Here is a 21,809-nt window from a genome sequence, read left to right as displayed (position 1 = left end):
GGCGGAGCCCGGTGCCCGGCGCCAGCCGGGTTGCTTGGGGCTCCGCCCCAAACCCCGCGCCTCAAACGCCGGCGAGGCTGAGGGTTGCGCAGCATTACCGGGCTCCGCCCGGACCCGCGCCTCAAACGCCGACGAGGCTGGGGGTTGCCGCACGCAGCGCCGACAAGGCTGGACGTTGCCCGGCCAGGGCGTTGTGCCCCCAGGACGCCCAACAAGGCCGGACGTTGCCCGCCAGGGCGTTGTGCCCCCAGGGCGCCGAACAAGGCTGGAGGTTGCCCGCAGGGCGTGGGCAGGGGGCGGGCGTCGCCCGGGGGAGGTCAGCGCAGGGCGTCGGCCACCTCTCGGGCGGCGTCGACGACCCGCGGCCCCACCCGCTCCGGCACGGCGTCCGCGAGCATCACGACACCCACGCTCCCCTCCAGCCCGGTGATGCCGACCAACGGCGCGGCAGCGCCACTGGCCCCCGCCTCCAGTTCGCCGTGCGTGAGCGTGTAACCCGGTTCGGACAGGGCGCCCTGCCGCGCGGCCAGGATGGCCCGGCCGGCCGCACCGCGGTCCAGCGCGTGCCGGAACCCGGCCCGGTAGGCCACGTGGTAGTCGGTCCAGGTCGGTTCGACGACGGCGACCGCGAGGGCCTCCGTACCGTCCACGAGGGTGAGGTGGGCGGTCGCACCTATGTCCTCGGCGAGCGAGCGCAGCGCGGGCAGCGCGGCCTCGCGGACCAGCGGGTGGACCTGCCGGCCCAGCCGCAGTACGCCGAGCCCGACCCTGGCCCGGCCGCCGAGGTCCCGGCGGACGAGCGCGTGCTGCTCCAGCGTGGCAAGCAGTCGGTAGACCACGGTCCTGTTGACGCCGAGCCGGTTCGAGAGCTCGGTGACCGTCAGTCCGTGGTCGGTGTCGGCAAGAAGTTTGAGGACGCGCAGTCCCCGGTCGAGCGTCTGGGAGGTTTCCGCGGTCACGACGCCTCTCCCTCTTTCGGTGAGCGGCGGGGGGCTCTCACGGGGGAAGCGCTGCCGGTCCCATCGGCGACGCACGGAGAGGCCGCCGGTTAGGCCAAATGCCCGGCTGCGCTCCGCGGCGGCGCTGCCACGGGGCGTTTCATTCCGGGGAATGTAGCGAGCGGGTCCCGCTGAGCGGAAGCCCTCGTCCAGAATCCGGGCGTCGGCGAGCAATTTGCGCCGCTTCGGGACCAGTACCGGCGAGGTTCGGACCCATTCCCTCCACCTCGCCTTTACAGCTCCATTACCGCGGACGCGGGCGTTCGAAAGCGAGCGAATCCACTGAATGGAACCGCCCGCCCCACCGGGCCACGGACGGGCGGGGCGGCGGGCGGTGTTCGGAGGACCCTCCAGACCCGCCGGCCCCTCCGGCCGGACGAAACCTCCCGCGAAACCGCGAACCGCGGAGCCGCGCACCACAGACCCGCGGGCCCGCAGGCCCGCAGAACCCGGCAGGTCACCGCATCCGCGTGGCCCACTCCTGCACCTTCTTGATGCGTTCGCGCAGCTGCCCGGCGGTGGCCTCGGCGCTCGGCGGGCCGCCGCACACCCGGCGCAGCTCCGTGTGGATCACCCCGTGCGGCTTGCCGCTCTGGTGGACGTACGCGCCGACCATCGTGTTGAGCGACTTGCGCAGTTCCAGCAGTTCCTTGTGGGAGACGACGGGCCGCCGCTCGGCGGGCAGTTCCAGCAGGTCGGCCTCGGAATCCGGCTTGCGTCGGCTGTGCGCGATCTGCCGGGACTGGCGCTTCTGCAGCAGCATCTGCACCTGGTCCGGCTCCAGCAGACCGGGGATGCCGAGGTAGTCCTGCTCCTCCTCGCTGCCGGGGTGCGCCTGCATGCCGAACTCGGCGCCGTCGTACAGCACCCGGTCGAAGACGGCGTCGGACTCCAGCGCCTCGAAGGACATCTGCTCGTCCTCGCCGGTGTCCTCGTCCTCCTGCTTGTTCGCCTCGTCCATCTCCTTCTCGGACTCGGCGTACGGGTCTTCCTCGCCCTGCTTCTTGGGCTTGTCGAGCACGTGGTCGCGCTCGACTTCCATCTCGTTGGCGAAGCCGAGCAGGTACGGGATGGTCGGCAGGAACACCGAGGCGGTCTCGCCGCGCCTGCGCGAGCGCACGAAACGCCCGACGGCCTGCGCGAAGAAGAGCGGGGTGGAGATGGTCGTGGCGTACACGCCGACCGCGAGCCGGGGCACGTCGACGCCTTCGGACACCATGCGGACGGCGACCATCCAGCGGTCGTTGCTGCCGCTGAAGTCGTCGATCCGCTTCGAGGCGCCCGCATCGTCGGAGAGGACGACGGTGGCCTTGGTGCCGGTGATCTCGCGGATCAGCTTGGCGTACGCGCGGGCCGAGTCCTGGTCCGCGGCGATGACGAGCCCGCCGGCGTCCGGGATGCCCTTCCTGACCTCGGTGAGCCGCTGGTCGGCGGCGCGCAGCACGTTCGGCATCCAGTCGCCGCGCGGGTCGAGCGCGGTGCGCCAGGCCTGCGAGATGGCGTCCTTGGTCATGGGCTCGCCGAGTTTGGCCGCGATTTCGTCTCCGGCCTTCGTCCGCCAGCGCATATTGCCGCTGTAGGACAGAAAAATAACCGGACGAACCACCCCATCGCCGAGAGCATTCCCATAGCCGTAGGTGTAATCGGCGGAGGATCTCCGGATTCCGTCATTCCCTTCCTCGTACGCGACGAAAGGGATCGGATTCGTGTCGGAGCGGAAAGGCGTACCGGTGAGCGCGAGCCGGCGGGTGGCCGGGTCGAAGGCCTCCAGGCAGGCCTCGCCCCAGGACTTGGAGTCGCCCGCGTGGTGGATCTCGTCGAGGATCACCAGCGTCTTGCGCTGCTCGCAGCGGTTGCGGTGCAGCATCGGCCGCACGCCGACACCGGCGTACGTGACGGCGACCCCGTGGTAGTCGCGGCTCAGCGGACCGGCCGAGTACTCGGGGTCCAGCCGGATGCCTATCCGCGCGGCGGCCTCGGCCCACTGCTTCTTCAGGTGCTCGGTGGGCGCGACGACGGTGATCTGCTGCACGACGTGGTGGTGCAGCAGCCACGACGCGAGGGTCAGCGCGAAGGTGGTCTTGCCGGCGCCGGGGGTGGCGACCGCGAGGAAGTCGCGCGGCTGCGTCTCGATGTACCGGTCCAGGGCACCCTGCTGCCAGGCACGCAGCTTGCTGGCGGTACCCCAGGGGGCGCGGCCGGGGAAGGCGGGTGAGAGGTGGTGGGAGGCGGTAGTAGTCACGGTCTCCGGTTCGGTTCTCTCGCCGTACGGTCGTGCAGGGGTACGGGCAGTCGTACGTAGGACAACCGGGCCACCTTACCGGGGCCCGCCCACCCCCGCGGGCGGGACAGGCCCGTGACCTCGGGGCGTGCGGCGAGGGTCACATCCGGGTGTCAGCGAGTTCCGGGTGTCAGCGAGCGAACCTCGGGAGTTTCGTGGCGATCTTGGGGACGTCCAGGGCTCCCTGGCAGACGTCGAGGACGAACTGCTCGGCCTCGTCCACGTCGAAGCCCGCGTCGAGCGGATGTCCATTCATGTGCAGGAACACCCAGGTCGCGTACCACGCGATGCGCTTGTTCCCGTCCACGAGCCCGTGGTTTCTGGCCAGCGACTCCATCAGCGCCGCCGCCTTCTCCCAGATGTCCGGATAGGCGTCCTGGCCGAACACACTCGCCTGCGGGCGCGCGAGGGCCGAGTCGAGCAGCCCGTAGTCGCGAACCTCGTCCGCCCCGAGACGCTTCGCGAGATTCAGGAGCTCGGGAAGCGTGAGGTAGTGCATCAGGCAAGCCTCCGGTTCAGCTCCATGCTTGCCTTCAGGACGTGCTCCGCCGCCTCGTTGAAGAGCCGGGAGTGTTCGTTTATGGCCCTGAGCACCGCATCGTGTGCGAAGGACTGCATGCTGCGACCCTCCGCTTCCGCGCGCTCGCGCAGGGCGTCCAGCTCTTCTTCGGTGAATCTGACATTGAGACCAGCCATGACATGACGGTACCGCGTGGTACCAGGCGGTGTCAGCTCTTTACGCGGGGCAGCACCCGGGTGGACACCCACGCGCCGAGGAGGGCGACCGCGGCCATCGGGAGGAAGACGGCCACGAACGCGGCGGGGTGGGAGGCGCCGGCGGCGCCCTCGGCGGCCTGGTGGGCGGCCCCGCCCACCGCCCCGCCGCCCAGCGCGGCGAAGGCCGCCCCGCCGCCCGCGAGCAGCACGACGTTGGCGAGCGCGTCGGAGATCTGGAGCGCCGCGGAGTTCGCGCCCGCCTCCGCCGGCGGCGACAGCTTCAGCAGCAGCACGCTCGTGGACGTGACGGCCAGGCCCATGCCGAAGCAGCCCAGCGACCAGGCCGCCGCCACCACCCACACCGGCACGGCCTCGATGAGCACGGTCGGCACGACGGCGATGGAGGCCGCCACCAGCACCATGCCGCCCGCCATCATCGGCTCCCGGTGCCGCTCCAGGCGCGGCCGCGCCTGCACCCACGACCCGAAGGCCCAGGTCGCGCCGGCCCCGGCCAGGCACAGGCCGGCCAGCGTGGGGCTCAGCCCGCGCTGGGTCACCAGCATCAGCGGGATGAAGCTCTCGGCGGCGATGAACGCCCCGCCCGCCAGCCCGCGCAGCAGCACCACCGACGGCAGCCCGCGCGCGGCCAGGTACGTGCCCTTCGGCATCAGGCTGTTGGCGCCCGTGACCGCGGGCACCAGCAGCGCCAGCCCTGCCAGGGCCGGCACCAGCGAGAGCCAGCGCAGGTCCTGGGCCCCGTACTGGAGCAGCGCGGCGCCCAGCGAGATCCCCAGCGCCAGCCGGATCCGGCGGCGGTCGAACGGGACGGGCGGGGCCTCGGGGTCGGCCGGCCCCGACGCCGTGCGCCGGATCGCGGGCAGCGCGAGGGCCAGCGGGAAGACGACGAGCACCGGCAGGCCGAGGAACACCCAGCGCCAGCCGATGTGTTCGGTGACCGTCCCGGCGACGAGCGGGCCCACCACCGAGGGGATCACCCAGCTCGCGGCGAAGGCCGCCATGATCGCGGGGCGCAGGCGTTCGTCGTAGGCGCGGCTGACCACGACGTACAGCGCGACGATGACCAGCCCGCCGCCGAACCCCTGGACCGCCCGGCCGAGCACGAACAGCCACATCGTGACCGCCGTCCCGGACAGCAGCAGCCCGGCGGCGAAACTCGCGATGCCGACGGCGAGCGGGCGCAGCGGCCCCTGCCGGTCCGACCACTGGCCGGCCAGCACCATGCCGAAGAGGCTGGTGGTGAAGTAGGCGGAGAAGGCGAAGGCGTACAGCCCGACCCCGTCGAGCTCCCGGGCGGCGACCGGCATGGCGGTGCCGATGGCGGTCGCCTCGAAGGCGATGAGGAAGACGACGGTGATGATCCCGATGCTCAGGGCCCGGTGCGCGGCCCCGAGAATGCCACCGGTGCCGCCCTGCGGCCGTATGTGCACATCGGATACGGCGGAGTCGTCGGCGGCGCGATCGGCGTGATCGGCGTGATCGGCGTGATCGGCGTGATCGGTGTCGGGGCCGTTCGGCTTGAGGGGGGCGGTCATCGCCCCAGAGTAAGGGCCACAGACCAGGAACGCCCCTGTCCTGCGACCGATCTCCCAGCGCCTCCCGCCCTAGGCCGACAGCCCTAGGGCGGGGGCGGGGCGGGGCTTCAGGCTTTCAGACGCGGAGGGGGGAGGCGGGGGCGGGGAGACGGGGGCGGGGAGGCGGAGGCGGGGGGCGCGTCCCAGCGGGGGTGCTTGTGAACGCGGCATGGCAGTCGCATTGCACACCGCCCTTTCCCCTTCCGGCCGTTACCGCCGCCCCCTACCGTCAAGGACATCACCACCACACACCCGGCCGTGTGCCCGAGTGGTTGAGGGACCAGCCTGCAAAGCTGGGCACGCCGGTTCGATTCCGGTCACGGCCTCCACTGAACGGTCTCCTCACCTTTGAGTGAGGAGACCGTTCGTCGTCCGAGGCTGCTCGGCCGCCCTCATTTGCGCGGCGGAACCGCCTTCAGGTCTTCACTCCGGGCGGGGAGTCCGCCGTTGTCGCTGCACTCCAGTTTCCGGGCGACCGAGGTTGCTGCGGAGTGGAGGACGGCTGCAACGTCCTTCGGGTACTCCCGGCCGACAGCTCCCTTGCGAGGGGTCCACTGGTCGGTGAAGCCGACCCTGACCGTGAGTGGAATAGCAGGCGTCGACCTCACTCGCGAACTGACACAGTCGAAGTTGAGCTGGGCATTGCCACCATCGATCCTGAACCTGGTTCCTCGCCTGCTCGACGGCAGTCCTTCGATGTCACCGCGCTTACTGAAGGCACTAAAGCGCAGGCTTGCGGTCGGCCAAGCGCGGTTCGAGCTGATTTCCTGCACAGGGCCGGAAACTTCACACTCCGGCTCCGGACTGTCACGAATCGCCTTGCCGGCACGATAGGCGTTCTGCATCATCTGCGCCACCAGATCCGCGCCCGCGCTCCCCTCCTCGTCTCGGTTCCTGAACTCCGAGGAGTCAAGGATTCGCCCCAAGGCCTTAGCGCCGGCGCCAACGAAAAGACCAGGACATACTTGCTCAGCCGAGACGAAAATCTCGCGAGGTGGCAGGTTAGGAGCCTTATCCGAAGCCGAAGAGCAGGCAGCGAGCCAGAAACAGGATCCCAGCCCAATGACCACGAGCAAGCCAAATTGCCGCACCTGCCCACCCATTAGCGCGACTCCCCGGTCTCCGGCTGATGTCCTTGTTGGACGGCCCTGGAGTTTCCGACCTCATAGCCATCATGCATGGATTCGATCAGGTCGTTGCCGAAGTTGCTGTTCGGATTGATGTCGTGCCTGCGCATGAAGACCCGCATCGGCGCCTCGGCACTGCGCTCACCCGCCTGGTACATCTCCCTATTCGTGGCGTGCACACTGGCCTCGGTCGCATCTTTGTGGTCCTCGACCGCTTTGTCGGACCAGTCTCCGATGACGGACGAGGCTGCCTGTTCCACCGCTCCACTGCCCACGTCCACGGCGAGCGGCACGACGATCGCAGTCGCCCCCGCCGCCGCAGCCGTGACGGGCAGGAACGCCACACCGGCCCCGACGGCCGCGGTGGTGCCGAATTCGATCCACGCGGCGCGCTCCTGGTGCGCCTTTTCGTAGTCCTCGTGCAACTTTTCCCCCTCCGCTCGGACCTGCTCGGCACGGGATGCGTCGAGCAGCCCCTGCACCTCCGCTGTCGTGCGGATGGAGGCTCGCGCCTGCCCTTCGTCGATCTGGCCATCGTGGAAACCCTGAGTTTCGAGCACCGTCGCGGCGTAGACCCGCCCCGCCGTGGACACCGTTGCGTAGGCATCGGGGTGCTGACCGAGCGCAGTGAGCAGGTTCCGCGCGTCTTCCCTTGCAAGCGTCAGGCGTCCAGTCTCGCCCTGCCGGGGGTCGAAAACGCTCCCGTCAGACTCGTAGGCGATCGATCGGTTGATGTCGTCGATGTACCCGGCCGTCATGTTGGCCAGGCTGTCGGACAGCGCCTCATGCCGCTTGAGTAGAGCTACGTCCCCTCCCCACGTGACCACAGCCGCTTCCATGACACGCGCCCCCTCCTCAGTCCGGTGAAGCCCGGAACGCGGGTCGTCCCACGGGTGGCCCAAGGTCGCCGCCTCCAGGGCGTGGCCGAGGGCGTCCGGCATGTAGGTGCGGGCGGTGATCGCGTAGTAGTCGGGGTTCGTGCTCTCCGTGTCCGCGATGGTCGTGTACTTCTCGTTGGCGAAGTAGTCCAGGTAGTGGGTGATGGGCTTGCCGTCCGCGCCCTTCCCGAGGTCCGGCTCTCCGGCGCGCGCCGTGCCGTCCATGGCGTATGCCTGGGGCGGCTCGCTGGGGTCGAAGAACTCCCGTGCCGCCTCCGGGCTGTGCCCCATCGCTTCCAGGAAGCTGTTGACCGGGTCGTAGCCGGAGCCGTTGAGGCCGGAGGGGTTCAGGAGGTTTCGGGGGGTGCCGGTGATGTGGCGGGACTCGGCGAAGAAGGCCGGGTGTTGGGCCTGGATCTGGACGGCGTGTTCCGCAATCGGGACCAGGAACCGGCGGTCGTAGTTCCCGTACCGCATGATGCCGCCGAGGAGCTGGTACCCGAAGGGCGGGTTCGCGTCGTGCCGGCCGAGGGGGATCCGTTCGGCGCCGAGCCGGCGCAGTTCCTGCGCGAACGCGTCCGGCAGGTGCGGCCGGTGGCCCGGGTCGGTGGCCGTGGCGAGGTTCAGGCCGAGGTTGCGCTGCAACTCCTGTACGTCGCCCAGTCGTTGCCGCTTGACCTCGCCGTACGGGTCGTACGTGTCCGTTGCCAGCTGCCCGAAGAACTCCAGCGATCCGCGCGCGCCGAGCGCCTGGTAGAAGCCCGTCGAGAAGGCGGCCGCGCCCTGGTTGTCGCGGAGCAGCTCGTTGAGCTCGACCAGCTCCCGGTGGGTCAGGTCGCGCCCCTTGGCGGCGAGCAGGGCCGCCCGCCGCGCCTCCTGCGCGTCGAGGCTGTCGTACTTCGGCGCGCTGAACTGGTGCTCTTCCTCGGTGATGTTGGCCCGCAGCGCCCGCGACACCGCCTGGTCGGCGTCGTCGCACGTCTCCAGGAGTACGTCGATCCGGCGGCGCAGCTCCGTGACGGCCGCCGCCTCCTTGCGGAGCAGCGTGTCGTACTCGGGGTCGTTGCGCGCTTCGGGGTGAGCGGACAGTGGATCCCTGGCCCGGACCTCGCCGGTCGTGGTGTCCACGACGAGCCGGGCGGCCGGTGCGTCCGTTTCGACGATCTTCTTCAGCCCGTCCTGCGCGGTCTTGAACGCCGCGTGCCCCTGTTCCAGGATCCGCCGGATCCCGAGGGCCGCCGCGGCCGCGTCGTCGAATTCCTTCGCCGTCTTCGCGATGAAGGGCTGCGTGACGTCCGCGTTCACCCCGCGCCAGTCGGCCGTCTTCGCCCGGGCCAGCATGCCGCTGCGGCTGTCGGCGGCCAGCCGTTCCAGCTTGCCCGCCATGGCGGCCCAGTCGGTCACGGCCTCCCGCAGGGTGCCGAGTTTGAGTTCGTAGACGTCGGCGAACTTCAGCATCCGGTGCCTCCCCTAAGTGAAGTGCGTATCGATCTTGGAGGCGGAGAGGGCGGCCACGATGTCCGCCTCCTCCTTGGCGTGGGAGGCCGCCGAGTGGTCCAGGTGGTTGGAGATGTTCGCGCAGGCGTCGAGGAGGGTGCGCAGCTGGGTGTTCCACCGGTCGTGGACCGTGAGCAGCGCGGGCCCGCTCCGGAACCCGGTGTTCGTCAGCGCGAGCGACGCGTCGAAGGTGGCGGGGCGGGCGTGGTCGCCGTCCCGGGTGAGCCGCTGGTACAGGGCGTACGCGGCGCTGCCGATCGCGCCGAGCTCGTCGCCGTCGACGCTCAGGTCCGCGCGTCCGGCCCCCGCCGCCGACCGCGAACCGGCGGCGCTGCGGGCGCTCGACCACTCCTGTTCGAAGGACATCCGGCTCTCCCCCTCCGTCTCTTGCCTGTCAGGTGTTCCGGCGGCTTCGTACGACGGCCACGGCGACGGCCGCGCCGAGGAGTACGGCGGCACCGGCGCCGAGGGCAAGGTACAGCCCGGTGCGGTCGTCGGCCGGGGCCTCGGTGACCGGCCCGGGCGCGGCCGGCGCCGCCGAACCGCCGGCCGGGGACGGCGTGCCACCGGGTTGGGCCGCGGCGAGCTCGGGCAGCGGGAACTCGTCGGCCGGCCCCGGGTCCCCCGGACGGGTGAGCGCGATACGCGGCCGAACCACTCCGTGCCCGACGTAGTCGTTCCGCCCGACGCCGTCGCGCGGCTTGCCGGCCGTGTTCAGCATGACCCGCAGCACCTGGTTGTTGGTCCAGTCGGGATGTTCGGCCCAGATGAGCGCGGCCGAAGCGGAGGCGAGCGCGGTGGCGTCGCTGGTGCCGTGCGTCTTGCAGAGTCCCGTCTTCCCGAGACAGGCCGTCACGATGTCGGTGCCGGGCGCCGCCAGATCCACCTGGGCGCCGTGCTGTGACTCGCTGGTGGCATCGGCCTTCCGGTCGACGGCTGCGACACCGACCACGCCCGGCGACGCGGCCGGGTAGATGACCTCGTTGGTCGTCTCGCCTTCGTTGCCCACGGCCGCAAAGATCAGTTTTCCCTTGTCCACGGCGTACTTGACCGCGGCATCGAGCGTGTCGCTCGCCCCGATGCCACCAAAGGAGATGTTCAGGACCTTGGCGTCCGAGTCCGCCGCGAAACGGATCGCCTCCGCAGTCGACTGGTGCAGTCCTTCACCGGCTCCGCCTTCGGAAACCCTCAGCGGCAGGATCTTGGCTTCCGGCGCCAGGCCGTACGAACCGTCCCCGCCCGTGCTCTTGCCCGTTCCGGCGATCAGCGCGGCGATGCCGGTGCCGTGCCCCCGGTAGTCATCGCGCTCGTCGCCCGATGCCCGTGCGAAGTCCTTCCCGGGCAGTACTTGCCCGGCCAGTTCCGGCAACTCGCCGACTCCGGTGTCGATCACGGCGACCGTGACGCCCCTGCCCCTGCTGGTCTGCCAGATCTCCTCGGCCTGCATGGAGTCGAGATGCCACTGCATCGAGCGAATGCTCTCCGCATGGGCCGGGGCAGCCGCAACCCCGGCCAGCAACAGGCCCGCAAGGGCCGCGGAAGCTCTACGCATACGCATCTCGAACAGTCCGTTCCGCTCAGTCGATCACCGGCGGGACGACCCGTCGGCTTGCCTGCCAGGTCTCTTCGTCCTCGGCGAGGTAGCCGGGGCGGTGGCCCTTGCGGTCCTCGCGCTGCTTCCCGCCGGCAGTCGAGCCGGCGGGCCGCATCCCGGCTCCTCCGGTCACACCCGTCCCACCCGTCACGCCGGTACGACCGGTCCCGCCGATGGCGCCTGCGCCTACGTTCATGCCCCGTACGGCTCCCGGGCCTGCGGACGCGACCGGACGTCCGCCGGAGACCCCTCCCATGCCCGCCCGGCTGCCACCGGCACCGACGCCTGCCCCGGAGGAGAATCCTGCCGCGCCCCGGCCCATGCCGGCGGCCACACCGGACTCGCCGCCGATGACCGTGCCCCGCGGGATCCCCGAAGCGGGGCCCTTGGCCGTCGGCACCTGGCGTCCGCCCACGATGCCGGAGTCCCTGGGCGGCGGGACCGCCCCGCCGACCCGGCCGCCCGGAGCTCCCGGCGTTCCGGGGATTCCCGGGCCGGGCGCCGGAGCCGGTCGGATGCCTCCGGCCGGCGGCATCCCGACGGGTCGTCCCGTACTCGGCGGCAGCAGCACGGGCGGGGTCGAACCACCCGGAGGGGTGCCACCGCCCGGATGCGTCCCGCCACCCGGAGGCGTACCGGTCGCCGGAGGCGCGGTCCGCTCGGGCTTCGTCGCCACATGGTCCAGGTCCACGTCGACATCACGGTCCGGGACCACACCGACAGGCGGCGCGGTGTGACCGGGCTGCAGCGTCGGCGGCTGCATACGTCCGCCCGCTCCACCGTCACTGCCACCGGGTCCGGACCCAGATCCGGACCCAGATCCGCCACCGGTCCCTGGCGCGTACCCGGACCCCGACCCCCAGCCGTCCCCGGAATCGCCACCGGGACGCTGGATGTCCACCGACCCGTACTTGTCGTCGCGCGGTACGAACGTCGCCGGCGGCGGCGGAAACGTAGGGGCCTCCGCCCGGTTCATCTGCGTCGAAGACGCCTCGTACGACTGCGCCAGCTTCGTCATCTGCTGGACGGCCCGCTCGTGGTCGCCGTCGAGTTTCGACGTCGCCTCGCGGGCAGTCGCCGGTGCGTCCGGGTCGTGGTGGGCCTTGCGGGCCGCGTCCAGGTCGGCGGCCGCCGACGCGTCGTACGCCGGCATGTTCGCCTTGACCTCGACGATGGTCTGCGCCGCGCGCTGCATCCAGTCGCCGCCGGTCTGGCTGTAGTCGCCGAGCGCCAGCGTCGCGTTGCCCGTGCGGTTGACCCACTGCTCGTACGCGTCGGCGGCCTCGCCCTCCCAGCCCTCCACCCGGTAGTGCTTCAGCTCGCCGCCGATCTCGCGGATCGTCTTGGCGGCCTCGATCAGCTGGGTGGCGCGGGCCGTGACCGTCTCCGGGTTGACCGAGGCGATCATCGCGAGGAGTTCGCGGTGCGAGTGTCCTTCGAAGTTCGTGGCCATCAGAACGAGCCTCCCGACGTGCTGCCGTGGTCCGGGGCGGGGGTCTGTGCGGGCTGGTGGCTGCCGCCGTCGGCAGCCTTCTCGCGCTCGTACGGGTCGCGCTGCGGGTCGTAGCGCTTCTCGGCGTCCGCGTGCAGGCGCCGCATGCGCTCCTTCACCTCGTCGTCCATGTTCTGGTAGCCGACGCGCGAGGACTCCACGGCGATGCTCAGGGCCTCGATCTGCACCGCGAGGGCCTTCGACAGGCTCTTCAGTTCGGTGTGGACGGTGTCGTACGCCGCCGAGAGGATGTCCGCCTCGCCGAAGCCGCTGCCGAGGTCACCCGAAGGGAGGGTGCCGTCCGCCAGCTTCGCCGGGGCCGCCTGCGAGCCCTCCAGCCGGTCGAGGAGTTCGTCCACGCGCTGCTTGTACTTGGTCATGGACTCGGCTTCGACCGCCAGCGCCTGCGCCTGCGTGCTCACCGCGCCCGCCGGCCCCGCGAGCGGGATGAGGCCGAAGCCGCCGCCCAGGCCGAAGCCGCCCGTCCCGTCTGCCACTGCCATCCTCGGTCCCCGTCCCCGTCTTCCCGCGTCCCCGCGTCCCCGCGTCCCCGCAGACCGTTGGATCACTGCCCCGCGGCCCGTTGGATCACTGTAGCGAGCGCCGCCGACAGTCCCCACTCCGGGGTTGCAGGTGCAATGGACGTCACACGGTCAGGAGTTGGGGGCCGCCACGGCCGCGGAGGGCCTGATCGGGAGCCTGTTGACGGGGCGTCCGGTGGCCGCGCGGACCGCGGAGGCGACCGCCGCCGGGGCCGTCACGACGGGGACCGCGCTCGCCGCCTTCGCGCCGAACGGGGCCACCACGTCCCGCTCTTCGACCAGCTTGACGATCCGGATGTCCGGGGCGTCGAGCGCGGTCGGCAGGGCGTAGCCGGTCAGGTCGGGGTGGCGGATCAGGCCGCCGGCCGTGCGCAGGTTCTCGGTGAGCGCGGCGCCGACGCCCTGGGTGACGCCCGCTTCGATGCGGGCGGCCAGCTGCCGGGGGTTGAGGATCCGGCCGACGTCCTGGGCGACGGCGAGTTCGACCACGCGCACCGAGCCCAGCTCGATGTCGACGTCGACGACCGCGCGGATCGCGCAGAAGGCCAGGCCCACGAACGCGTCGCCCTGCCCGGCGCCGTCGAGCGGCTCGGTCGGGTGCGGGCGGCACTGGGCGGTCGCCCAGAGCTCCTTGCCCTCCATCGCTTCGGCCACGGTGGTCGTGAAGGCCCCGTCGTACGAGGTGATCTTGCCGTCGGCGACCTGGAGGAGCTCCGTGGACATGCCGAGCTTGTGCGCCATCGGCTGGAGCAACTGGGTACGGACCATCTTGGCGGCGCGTTCCACGGCGCCGCCCGAGACCCAGGTGTGGCGGCCGTGCGCGGCGGGTCCGGCGGGCGGCTGGTCGGTGTCGACCGGGGCGACCGCGACCTCGTCGACGCCGAGGACGTCCTGGACGATCTGGCGGGCGAGGGTGCTGAAGCCCTGGCCGGTCTCGACGGCCGCGCAGATGACCGTCGCGATGCCGTCGTGCACCTTGACGGTGGCCGTGGACACCTCGTCGGTACCCTCCGCTCCGAGCATGTGGACCATGCCGACGCCGTAGCCGACGCCGCGCCGCACGGCGCCGGGCTCGCCCGCGCCCTCGGGGCCGCCGGGCAGCAGCCAGTCCGACTCGGGGGTGTCCTTGGGCAGCGACGGGAGTTCGAAGTCGCGGACCGCGCGCAGCAGTTCGGCGACGGGCGCCGGGCAGGTGACGGTCTGGCCGGTGGGCAGCAGGTCGCCGGTGGCCAGGACGTTGCGCAGCCGCAGCTCGGCGCCGTCGAGGCCGAGTGCGGCGGCCAGCTTGTCCATCTGGCCTTCGTACGCGGCGCAGACCTGCATCGCTCCCTCGCCGCGGACGTGGCCGGACGGCGGGTTGTTCGTACGGACCGCCCAGCCCTCCACGAAGGCGTGCGGGACGACGTACGGGCCGCAGGCGAAGGCGACCGCGGCGGCCAGCGACTCCGACGAGGCGTCGGCGTACGCGCCCGCGTCCATCAGGATCTGGGCCTCGACCTTGACCAGCCGTCCGTCGGCGTCGGCGTGGTGGCGGTAGCGCAGCAGGGTGGGGTGCCGGTGGGCGTGGCCGAGGAAGGACTCCTCGCGGGTCGCGGCGAGTTTGACCGGGCAGCCGGTGCGCAGGGCCAGCAGGCCGAGCGGCAGCTGGAAGCCGGGGTCCTCGCGGTCGCCGGTGGCGCCGGGGACCCCGGTGACGACGACCTTGACGCGGTCGGGTTCCAGGCCGAAGCAGGCGGCGGCCACGTCGCGGTCGCCGTGGGGGTCGGTGGAGGCGGTGTAGATCTCCACGCCGCCGTCGGGGCGGGGCACGGCGAGGCCGGCCTCGGCGCCGATGGGCGCGGGGTCCTGGCGGCCGATCCGGTACAGGCCCTCGACGACGACCTCGCCGGTCGCCTCCGGGTCGCCGAAGCTGAGCGGGATGTGCCGGATCAGGTTGCCGTCGGGGTGCAGCGGCGCCGCGCCGAAGGCCTGTTCCGGGTCGGTCACCGCGGCGAGCAGCTCGTACTCGACGGTGATCGCGGCGGCGGCCAGGCGGGCGGTGTCGGGGTGGTCGGCGGCGACCGCGGCGATGGGCTCGCCGTGGTGGCGTACGACGTCGTGGGCGAAGACGGGCCGGTCGGCGATCCGGCGGCCGTGGGTGGGGGCGCCGGGCACGTCGGCGTGGGTGACCACGGCCCGCACGCCGGGCATGGCGGCGGCGGCCGTGGTGTCCACGGAGAGGATCCGGGCGTGCGCGTGCGGGGAGCGCAGTACGGCGGCCCAGAGCAGGCCCTCGGCCCACAGGTCGGCCGCGTACGGGAAGGTGCCCTCGGTCTTGGCGCGGGTGTCGGTGGGCATGACGGATTCGCCGAGGCCCCGGGGCTCGGCGGCGGCCGCGTCCGCGTGTGCTCCGGCCGTGGCCGTCGCGATCGCGGTCGCCGTCGCGTCGGGCGTCGCCGTGGCCGCGTCGTTGCTCACGCCATGCCTCCCATGCCTCCGTGGTCGTGCTCGTGTTCGTGGCCGTGTTCGCGGTGGACGCCGCCCGCGCCGGGCGGTGCCTGGTGCGGGATGCGCGCCTCGGGGGCGTACTCGGGTGCGAGCTCGGGGGCGCCGAAGGCCGATGCCGACGCGGCCGCGGACTCGCCGTCCGGATGCTCGGCGGCGTGCGCGGCCTCGCGGCCGGCGACGACCTCGCGGACGGCTTCGAGCACCCCGCGGTAGCCGGAGCAGCGGCAGAGGTTGCCGCACAGCGCCTGGCGGGTCTCCAGCTCGCTGGGGGCGTGGTTGCCCTCGAGCAGGTCGTGGATGGTCATCGCCATGCCGGGTACGCAGAACCCGCACTGGACGGCGCCGGAGCCGCACAGGGCCCGCTGCACGTCGGAGAGTTCCCCGTCGGTGGCGAGGCCCTCGACGGTACGGACCTCGCTGCCCGCGGCGGTGGCCGCCGGCACCAGGCAGGACGCGACGAGGCGGCCGTCCACCTGTACGGCGCAGGCGCCGCACTCGCCCTGGGAGCAGCCGTCCTTGGCGCCGGCCAGGCCGAGCCGCTCGCGCAGCACGTAGAGCAGCGATTCGCCGATCCAGGCGGCGGTGACGGGCCGGTCGGCGCCGTTGACGCGCAGCACGTACGAGGCGTACGGGTGCTCGCCGTGGCCGTCGGCCGCCGGGCGGGGCTCAGGCGCCGCGTCGGCCTCCCCGGCGCCCGGCACGGCGTCCGCGGCGTCGTCGGTCCCGGTGGCCCCGGTGGTCCCGGTGGTCTCTGCGACCACGTCGGCGGCTTCGGCTCCGGCTGCGGGCACGGGAGCGCCCGCCGGGTCCAACGGCGCGTCGGCCTCGTGCGCCGCGCCGGGCACCGCCACGGCCCCGGCGGCCCCGGCCGCCGCGACCGGCTCGCCGGCGGGCTGGGCGACCGGCTCGGGCTCGTCCGCGATCGGCTCTCCGGGGAGTGCCCCGTCGGCCGGGACGGCCGCGTGCCCCTCGACCCGCGTCCCGCCCGGCTCGGCCGGCTCACCGGCGGGCGCCGGGGACGCGCCGAAGTCCTGCCCGAGCGCCTGCGCCTGCGCGGGTTCGACCTCGACCGCGATGTCAGCCCCGGCCCCGGCTCCGGGCAGCTCGTGGGCCTCGGACGGGTGGGGAAGGTGCTCGGCCCGGAGGTGCTCGGCCTCGGGCCGGGTGGCAGCGGCGGGTGCCGACTCCGGCGCCGGCGCGGAGTACGGGTCCGGCCCGGCGGGCGCCGCGAAGGGCTCCGCCGGGTAGGACTCGGGCGCGGGGTACGAGGCGGCGGCCGGGTAGGACTCCGCGGGCCGGGGCTCGGCCGGGTAGGACTCCGCACCGGGGTGGGACCCGGCGGGGTAGGAATCCGCGGCCGGGCGCGACCCGTCCGGGTAGGACTCGGCGGCGAGGCGGGGCTCGGCCGGGTAGGCCTCGGCGACCGGGCGGGACTCCGCCGGGTAGGACGCCGCGGCCGCGAAGGGTGCCGCCTGCGGCGCAGGGTGTCCTGCGGCGGTGTCGCGCCCCTCTTGGAGGTGCCCCTCCTGGAGGTGGCCCTCCTGGAGGTGGCCCTCCTGCGGGTGGCCCGCCGGAGGGGTGTGGCCGGCGGTGCCCAGGGCCTCGGCGGCCAGGCCGGCGAAGGTGCCGGTCGGGTAGGTGTCGGCGGGGGGGCCGGAGGCCGGGTAGCCGGCGGGTTCGGCCGGGAGGCGGACCGCGGTGCCGGTGTAGTCGGCGGGCGGGGCCACGTAGCCGCGTACGCCGTCGAACTCCTGCGGGGCGGGGTGCCCGTACGCGTCCTCGCCGTCGGCCGGCGGCTGCGCCGCGTACGCGTCCGTGCCGAAGCTGTCAGCGTGCGCCTGCCCCGCCGGAGCCGGAGGCGCGTCGGCCTCGGCCTCCGCCGCGAGCGCAGCCGCCCACGGCGCCGGGGCGCCGCCGGGCAGGGTGGCCGGGGCCTGGCGGGCCCACTCGGGGCTCAGCGAGGTGCGCGCGTACTCTCCGGACTCCTCCGGCAGGTCGCCGTCCGCGACCGGCACCGACCATTCGCCCGTGTGGGCCTGGTCCGGCGCCGACGCCTCGGCGAAGTGCCATTCCGCGGTCGCCCCCGGGTCCCGGTCGGTCCCGTCCCCGGGAGCCGGATCGGCGGCGGCCGCCGCGGGCCACTGCACGGGGTCGCCCACCGGCAGGGTCCAGGTCCCGGTCGCGGCCGGGTCGGTGCTCGCGGCGGAGGTCACCACCGGCACGATCACCGGCGGTACGTAGCCGTGGCCGGGCGCGGCCAGGGGCTCGCCGGTGCCGACGCCGCCGAGCATCTCCGGCGGAAGCTTCACGAAGGCCGTGGCGTCCGAGTCGTACTCGCCGCCGTGCGGGACCGGCTGCCAGCCCCACGCGGCTTCGCCGTGCGCGTCGCCGTGCCCGTTGCCGTGCGCGTCGCCGGTGCCGGCGCCGTGCGTGTTCTCGTTGCCACTCATGAGGTCAGGGCCCTTCCCAGAGCTCGCCGGGCCAGCACGGCCACCGTCCGGCGCAGTTGCAGCACCGCGGGCGGAACCGGATCCCCCTGATCCGGCACGCAGGCCATCGCCACGTACTCGCCGAAGGCCTCCAGCGCCTCCGGGGCCAGGCTGCGCTCGCCGTCCCAGTCGATCAGCGAGGCCACCCACTGCTCGGCCTCCAGGGGCCGCAGCGGCATCGGGGCAACCGCGCCGACCGCGCAGCGCACCCCGCGGCGCGCCGGGTCCAGGACGAGGCCCACGGAGGCGATGGCGCGGCCCGGGCCGGTGCGGCCGGTGGCCTTCAGGAACACCTGCGGGGCGTGCAGCAGCGGCACCCGGACGAAACCGATCAGCTCCCCCGGGCTCAGCATCTCGCGGCCCGCGAGCAGGTGGGAGACGGGGATCTCGCGCCGGGAGCCGCCGGGGCCCACGATGACGAGGACGGCCTCCAGGGCGGCCAGCACGGGCAGGGTGTCACCGGCGGGCGCGGCGGTGGCGATGTTGCCGCCGAGGGTGCCGGCGTTGCGGATCTGCGGGGGCCCGGCCGCGCGCGCTGCGGCGGCGAGCGCCGGGATGAGGGCCGCGAAGTCGGGGCGTCCCATCCGCGCGTGGGTGAGGCCGGCGCCGAGCAGGGCGTGCCCGTCCTGGTACTGCCAGCCGCGGATCTCGCTGATCCGGCCGAGGCCGACGAGCGCGGCGGGGCGCAGCAGCCCGGAGTTGACGGCGGTCATCAGGTCGGTGCCGCCGGCGACCGGCACGGCGGCGGGCATGGCGGCGAGTGCCGCCACGGCCTCGTCGAGCGAGGTCGGCAGCGTCACGGACTGCGCCGCCTGCGGTGCGTGCGTGGTCAACCCAGCTGCCCCTTCCCGATGTCCCGGCGCTCACGCCTGTCCGCCGTACGGTACGTGCTCACCGCCGGGACGTGGCAACTCTGGCACATGTTCCGCGCCGTCCGACGCGAGGGTCCACTAGGGGAACTTCGCCCGTGACCTGGGGGATAGTCCGGTTTCCCCCAGGTTTGCCGCGGAGTTCCGCTTGCCACTCTTCAGCGACTTTCACTGCGGTTGGTGCGACTTGTGTGACTTGCGCACGTCCCGCCCCACGGCCGCCGCACCCGCACCACACCCGCCACAACCGCACCGCATCCGCCCGCATCCGCCGCCGTACCCGTCGCCGGCCCCCCGGCGGTTCACCGCTCCGGGGGCACTCCGTCCATCGGGCGGCCCGGTACGCCGGGGCGCCGCTGCCAGGGCAGGGGTCCGCCGGGCGGCCGGTAGCGGACCCCGAGCGCGTCGAGCCGCGCGTAATGGGCCGTCATGCGGGCCTCGAAGCCGGGCCAGTCGCGGTCGGCGGGCTCCGGCAGGTGCGACCAGACCGTCTCGGCGAAGGCGGCCAGCCGGGGGAACACCTGGTAGTCGATCCGGTCCTGGTTCTCCATCACCTCGGTCCAGACGTTGGCCTGCGCGCCGAGCACGTGGGCCGCGGCCGCCGCGGACAGCTTGGGCGGCACCGGGTCGAACCGGTAGACGTCCTCCAGGGTGCGCACGTAGCCGATCGGCATCGGCTCGTCGGGGCCGCCGTCCTGACGGTGGTCCAGGTAGACCTGCTGCTCGGGGCACATGACCACGTCGTGGCCGGCCTCGGCGGCGGCGATGCCGCCCGCGTAGCCGCGCCAGGAGGAGACCGCGGCGCCGGGCGCGAGGCCGCCCTCCAGGATCTCGTCCCAGCCGATGAGGCGGCGGCCGCGGGCGGCCAGCCAGCCGTCGAAGTGCCGGATGAACCAGGACTGCAGGCCGTCCTCGCCGGCCACGCCCAGTTCGCGTATCCGGGCCTGCGCGGCGGGCGAGGCCTGCCACTGGTCCTTGGGGCATTCGTCGCCGCCGACGTGGACGAAGGGCGAGACCTCGGCGGGAAACAGCTCCAGCAGTTCCTCGAAGACGCCTTCGTAGAACCGCAGGACGGCGTCGGTGGGCGCGAGGACGTGGGGGCTGATCCCCCAGTCGTCCCACACCGCGAGCTTCGCGGTGTCGACGACGTCCGTGTTCCCCAGGTGCGGGTAGGCGGCGATGGCGGCCTGCGAGTGGCCGGGCACGTCGATCTCGGGGACCACCCGGATGTGCCGTTCGGCGGCGTACGCGACGATCTCGCGGATGTCGTCGTGGGTGTAGAACCCGCCGTGCGGGGTGTCGTTCCAGTGCGGGGAGGCCCGGTGGCCCCAGCGGCTGCGGGGCCGCCAGGCGCCGACGGCGGTGAGCCGCGGGTGCCGCTTGATCTCGACGCGCCAGCCCTGATCGTCGGTCAGGTGCAGGTGGAGCACGTTGAGCTTGTGGGCGGCGAGCAGGTCGAGGTGGCGCAGCACCCCGTCCTTGGGCGTGAAGTGCCGGGCCACGTCGAGCATCATGCCGCGCCAGCCGAAGCGCGGGGCGTCCTCGACGGTGCCCTGCGGCAGCGTCCAGGTGCGGCCGGGGCGCAGCGGTGCGCGCCGGTAGGCGTCGGGGCCGAGCATCTGGCGCAGGGTCTGGGCGGCCCAGAACAGCCCGGCCGGGTCGGCGCCTTCGAGCCGGACCCCGTCCGGGCCGACGAGGATCCGGTGGCCCTCGGGCACCGGCCGGCCCGCCGGGCCGGGCACGCCGTGGCGGTCCGACGCGTCCCGGAGGTCCGGCCCGGCCGCGCCGCCGGGCGCGCCCTGGGTGAGGTGGATGGCCCCGCGCCCGGGTTCGAGGGGGGCGTCGAGCGGCCGCTCGGGCAGCGTCCAGCCGGTGGCGGCGCCCAGTTCGCGGCGCAACCAGCGGACCGTGGCCGCGGTGCCGGGTCCGGCGTACAGGTACGGGTCGGCGAGTTCGCAGGAGTGGCCGGGGCCGCGCAGGGCCAGGAGGCGGGGTGCCGGAATCAGATCCATCGGGTCAGCCCTTCACCGGAGGAACGGTGCATCCGTCGTCAGTGTTGCACCCTGTGCAACGGGTGTTTCACAGAGCGCTTTCCGGCAGACCCTATCGGCACGCGAAAGGCCCCCGGGGTGCGCTTGCGCACACTCCGGGGGCCTTTCCGCGGCGGGGCCGGACTACTGCTTGTCCTTGCCGCCCTTGTCCTTGTCGCCGCCGGGTCCCATGGATTCGTAGATCTCCTTGCACATGGGACAGACGGGGTACTTCTTCGGGTCCCGGCCCGGGACCCACACCTTGCCGCAGAGCGCGACGACGGGGGTCCCGTCGAGCGCGCTCGCCATGATCTTGTCCTTCTGGACGTAGTGGGCGAAGCGCTCGTGGTCGCCGTCACCGTTCGACACCTGTGGCGTCGGCTCAACGAGGGTCCCCGTGCCAGTCCCGCGCTCGGGCTCAAGAGTGCTCATGTCTGCCAGGGTACTGGGCCGGGGCGGGCTCAGTTGAGCGACGGGTCGTCCGGATAGGTGGCGACCATCGCGAGCTCGCTGCGCTGGCGCCGCAGAACCGCCCTCCAGAGCCGTTCGGGATCGGGCGAGGAGACGTCGCCGGGTTCGGATTCGACGACGTACCAGGCGCCCTCGGCCAGTTCGTCCTCCAGTTGGCCGGGGCCCCAGCCGGAGTAGCCGGCGAAGATCCGCAGCGAGCCGAGGGCTCTGGCCAGCAGCTCGGGCGGGGTTTCCAGGTCCACGAGGCCGATGGCGCCGAAGACCCGGCGCCAGCCCAGCGGGCCGTCCTCGCCCGGTATGACGGCGACCCCGAGGGCGGAGTCGAGGGAGACCGGCCCGCCCTGGAAGACCACGCCGGGCTCGCCGGTCAGCGCGGCCCAGGGCAGCAGGATGTCGCCGACCCCCACCGGCGTGGGCCGGTTGAGGACCACGCCGAGGGAACCCGCCTCGTCGTGGTCGAGCAGGAGCACCACCGCACGGTCGAAATTCGGGTCCGCGAGTGCGGGGGTGGCCACGAGCAGTCGCCCTGTGAGCGAGGACACCTCGGTCATGCCGACATGATCCCGCATATTCGCCCTCCGGGGGGAGCGGACGGCTGTCCGTGATCGTATGCAGCTCAGGGCGCACGGCAGCAGCGAGGAGCGCGCGGACGCGACGAAGGCGGAAGGCAACACTCCGCTGTTCTTCCGGTACGGAGGGTGCTGTGGCAAATCCATGACACCCCTGTAGCCCCGTGAGCCTTACA

At 73.0% G+C, this 21,809-nt stretch carries 17 protein-coding genes and 1 tRNA gene; 1 reads left to right on the top strand and 17 read right to left on the bottom strand.

The window, feature by feature from the left end; all coding sequences use genetic code 11:
* Positions 1–317 precede the first annotated feature (317 nt).
* The 5 genes from OG764_RS22570 to OG764_RS22550 all read right to left on the bottom strand — a co-directional run bounded on the left by OG764_RS22570 (position 318) and on the right by OG764_RS22550 (position 5,549).
* Complete coding sequence (locus tag OG764_RS22570) at positions 318–959, bottom strand: IclR family transcriptional regulator (RefSeq protein ID WP_328970233.1); 642 nt, start codon at positions 957–959, stop codon at positions 318–320.
* 496 nt (positions 960–1,455) lie between these two features.
* A complete protein-coding gene (locus tag OG764_RS22565; RefSeq protein WP_328970232.1) occupies positions 1,456–3,240 on the bottom strand; it encodes a DEAD/DEAH box helicase in 1,785 nt (594 codons plus the stop codon).
* 169 nt (positions 3,241–3,409) lie between these two features.
* Positions 3,410–3,778 carry a type II toxin-antitoxin system death-on-curing family toxin gene (locus OG764_RS22560; RefSeq protein WP_328970231.1) on the bottom strand — a complete coding sequence of 123 codons (369 nt, stop codon included), beginning with the start codon at positions 3,776–3,778 and terminating at the stop codon, positions 3,410–3,412.
* Positions 3,778–3,975 (bottom strand): plasmid mobilization protein, encoded by a 198-nt coding sequence (locus tag OG764_RS22555; RefSeq protein ID WP_328970230.1) that lies wholly within the window; start codon positions 3,973–3,975, stop codon positions 3,778–3,780. The genes OG764_RS22560 and OG764_RS22555 overlap by 1 nt, the downstream gene beginning before the upstream one ends.
* A 32-nt stretch (positions 3,976–4,007) precedes the next feature.
* On the bottom strand, positions 4,008–5,549 hold the full coding sequence (locus OG764_RS22550) for an MFS transporter (RefSeq protein WP_328970229.1): 1,542 nt from the start codon (positions 5,547–5,549) through the stop codon (positions 4,008–4,010).
* Positions 5,550–5,842: 293 nt separating this feature from the next.
* Between OG764_RS22550 and OG764_RS22545 the strand changes: the two genes are divergently transcribed.
* Positions 5,843–5,917 (top strand) — tRNA-Cys (locus tag OG764_RS22545).
* A gap of 63 nt (positions 5,918–5,980) precedes the next feature.
* Here the strand turns inward: OG764_RS22545 and OG764_RS22540 are convergent.
* The 12 genes from OG764_RS22540 to OG764_RS22485 all read right to left on the bottom strand — a co-directional run bounded on the left by OG764_RS22540 (position 5,981) and on the right by OG764_RS22485 (position 21,615).
* Positions 5,981–6,436 carry a hypothetical protein gene (locus tag OG764_RS22540; RefSeq protein WP_328970228.1) on the bottom strand — a complete coding sequence of 152 codons (456 nt, stop codon included), beginning with the start codon at positions 6,434–6,436 and terminating at the stop codon, positions 5,981–5,983.
* Between the two features lie 254 nt (positions 6,437–6,690).
* Complete coding sequence (locus tag OG764_RS22535) at positions 6,691–9,051, bottom strand: hypothetical protein (RefSeq protein WP_328970227.1); 2,361 nt, start codon at positions 9,049–9,051, stop codon at positions 6,691–6,693.
* A gap of 12 nt (positions 9,052–9,063) precedes the next feature.
* A complete protein-coding gene (locus OG764_RS22530) occupies positions 9,064–9,456 on the bottom strand; it encodes a hypothetical protein (RefSeq protein WP_328970226.1) in 393 nt (130 codons plus the stop codon).
* A 28-nt stretch (positions 9,457–9,484) separates the two neighbouring features.
* Positions 9,485–10,558: a type VII secretion-associated serine protease mycosin gene (mycP, locus tag OG764_RS22525; RefSeq protein WP_328970225.1), complete on the bottom strand. Its 1,074-nt coding sequence runs from the start codon at positions 10,556–10,558 to the stop codon at positions 9,485–9,487.
* A 109-nt stretch (positions 10,559–10,667) separates the two neighbouring features.
* Entirely contained in the window at positions 10,668–12,137 is a 1,470-nt protein-coding gene (locus OG764_RS22520; protein ID WP_328970224.1) for a WXG100 family type VII secretion target, read from the bottom strand.
* A complete protein-coding gene (locus tag OG764_RS22515; protein ID WP_328970223.1) occupies positions 12,137–12,679 on the bottom strand; it encodes a hypothetical protein in 543 nt (180 codons plus the stop codon). Before OG764_RS22515 ends, OG764_RS22520 begins: the two co-directional genes overlap by 1 nt.
* Positions 12,680–12,829: 150 nt before the next feature.
* Positions 12,830–15,175 carry a xanthine dehydrogenase family protein molybdopterin-binding subunit gene (locus OG764_RS22510; RefSeq protein ID WP_328970222.1) on the bottom strand — a complete coding sequence of 782 codons (2,346 nt, stop codon included), beginning with the start codon at positions 15,173–15,175 and terminating at the stop codon, positions 12,830–12,832.
* The gene (locus OG764_RS22505; protein WP_328970221.1) at positions 15,172–17,655 is read right to left on the bottom strand and encodes a 2Fe-2S iron-sulfur cluster-binding protein; all 2,484 of its coding nucleotides are present in this window, start codon (positions 17,653–17,655) and stop codon (positions 15,172–15,174) included. The genes OG764_RS22510 and OG764_RS22505 overlap by 4 nt, the downstream gene beginning before the upstream one ends.
* Complete coding sequence (locus OG764_RS22500; protein WP_328970220.1) at positions 17,652–18,527, bottom strand: FAD binding domain-containing protein; 876 nt, start codon at positions 18,525–18,527, stop codon at positions 17,652–17,654. The genes OG764_RS22505 and OG764_RS22500 overlap by 4 nt, the downstream gene beginning before the upstream one ends.
* 338 nt (positions 18,528–18,865) lie before the next feature.
* Positions 18,866–20,575, bottom strand: coding sequence for a beta-N-acetylhexosaminidase (locus OG764_RS22495; protein WP_328970219.1), 1,710 nt, complete (start codon positions 20,573–20,575; stop codon positions 18,866–18,868).
* Positions 20,576–20,737: 162 nt separating this feature from the next.
* Complete coding sequence (locus tag OG764_RS22490) at positions 20,738–21,025, bottom strand: DUF3039 domain-containing protein (RefSeq protein ID WP_328970218.1); 288 nt, start codon at positions 21,023–21,025, stop codon at positions 20,738–20,740.
* 29 nt (positions 21,026–21,054) lie between these two features.
* Positions 21,055–21,615: a YqgE/AlgH family protein gene (locus tag OG764_RS22485; protein ID WP_328970217.1), complete on the bottom strand. Its 561-nt coding sequence runs from the start codon at positions 21,613–21,615 to the stop codon at positions 21,055–21,057.
* Positions 21,616–21,809: the final 194 nt, after the last annotated feature.

The organism is Streptomyces sp. NBC_00239 (assembly GCF_036194065.1).
In the GTDB taxonomy this organism is placed as follows: Bacteria; Actinomycetota; Actinomycetes; order Streptomycetales; family Streptomycetaceae; genus Streptomyces.
The sequence above is the reverse complement of the archived record's forward strand: the minus strand, read 5'-3'. Positions and strand labels throughout refer to the sequence as shown.

What these genes read in the sequence shown, in the direction of transcription:
- OG764_RS22495 (WP_328970219.1), bottom strand. Translation starts at nt 20,575, where the DNA reads ATGGATCTGATTCCGGCACCCCGCCTCCTGGCCCTGCGCGGCCCCGGC.
- mycP (WP_328970225.1), bottom strand. Translation starts at nt 10,558, where the DNA reads ATGCAGTGGCATCTCGACTCCATGCAGGCCGAGGAGATCTGGCAGACC.
- OG764_RS22505 (WP_328970221.1), bottom strand. Translation starts at nt 17,655, where the DNA reads ATGAGTGGCAACGAGAACACGCACGGCGCCGGCACCGGCGACGCGCAC.
- OG764_RS22490 (WP_328970218.1), bottom strand. Translation starts at nt 21,025, where the DNA reads ATGAGCACTCTTGAGCCCGAGCGCGGGACTGGCACGGGGACCCTCGTT.
- OG764_RS22550 (WP_328970229.1), bottom strand. Translation starts at nt 5,549, where the DNA reads ATGACCGCCCCCCTCAAGCCGAACGGCCCCGACACCGATCACGCCGAT.
- OG764_RS22485 (WP_328970217.1), bottom strand. Translation starts at nt 21,615, where the DNA reads ATGACCGAGGTGTCCTCGCTCACAGGGCGACTGCTCGTGGCCACCCCC.
- OG764_RS22530 (WP_328970226.1), bottom strand. Translation starts at nt 9,456, where the DNA reads ATGTCCTTCGAACAGGAGTGGTCGAGCGCCCGCAGCGCCGCCGGTTCG.
- OG764_RS22520 (WP_328970224.1), bottom strand. Translation starts at nt 12,137, where the DNA reads ATGGCCACGAACTTCGAAGGACACTCGCACCGCGAACTCCTCGCGATG.
- OG764_RS22535 (WP_328970227.1), bottom strand. Translation starts at nt 9,051, where the DNA reads ATGCTGAAGTTCGCCGACGTCTACGAACTCAAACTCGGCACCCTGCGG.
- OG764_RS22560 (WP_328970231.1), bottom strand. Translation starts at nt 3,778, where the DNA reads ATGCACTACCTCACGCTTCCCGAGCTCCTGAATCTCGCGAAGCGTCTC.
- OG764_RS22540 (WP_328970228.1), bottom strand. Translation starts at nt 6,436, where the DNA reads ATGATGCAGAACGCCTATCGTGCCGGCAAGGCGATTCGTGACAGTCCG.
- OG764_RS22555 (WP_328970230.1), bottom strand. Translation starts at nt 3,975, where the DNA reads ATGGCTGGTCTCAATGTCAGATTCACCGAAGAAGAGCTGGACGCCCTG.
- OG764_RS22515 (WP_328970223.1), bottom strand. Translation starts at nt 12,679, where the DNA reads ATGGCAGTGGCAGACGGGACGGGCGGCTTCGGCCTGGGCGGCGGCTTC.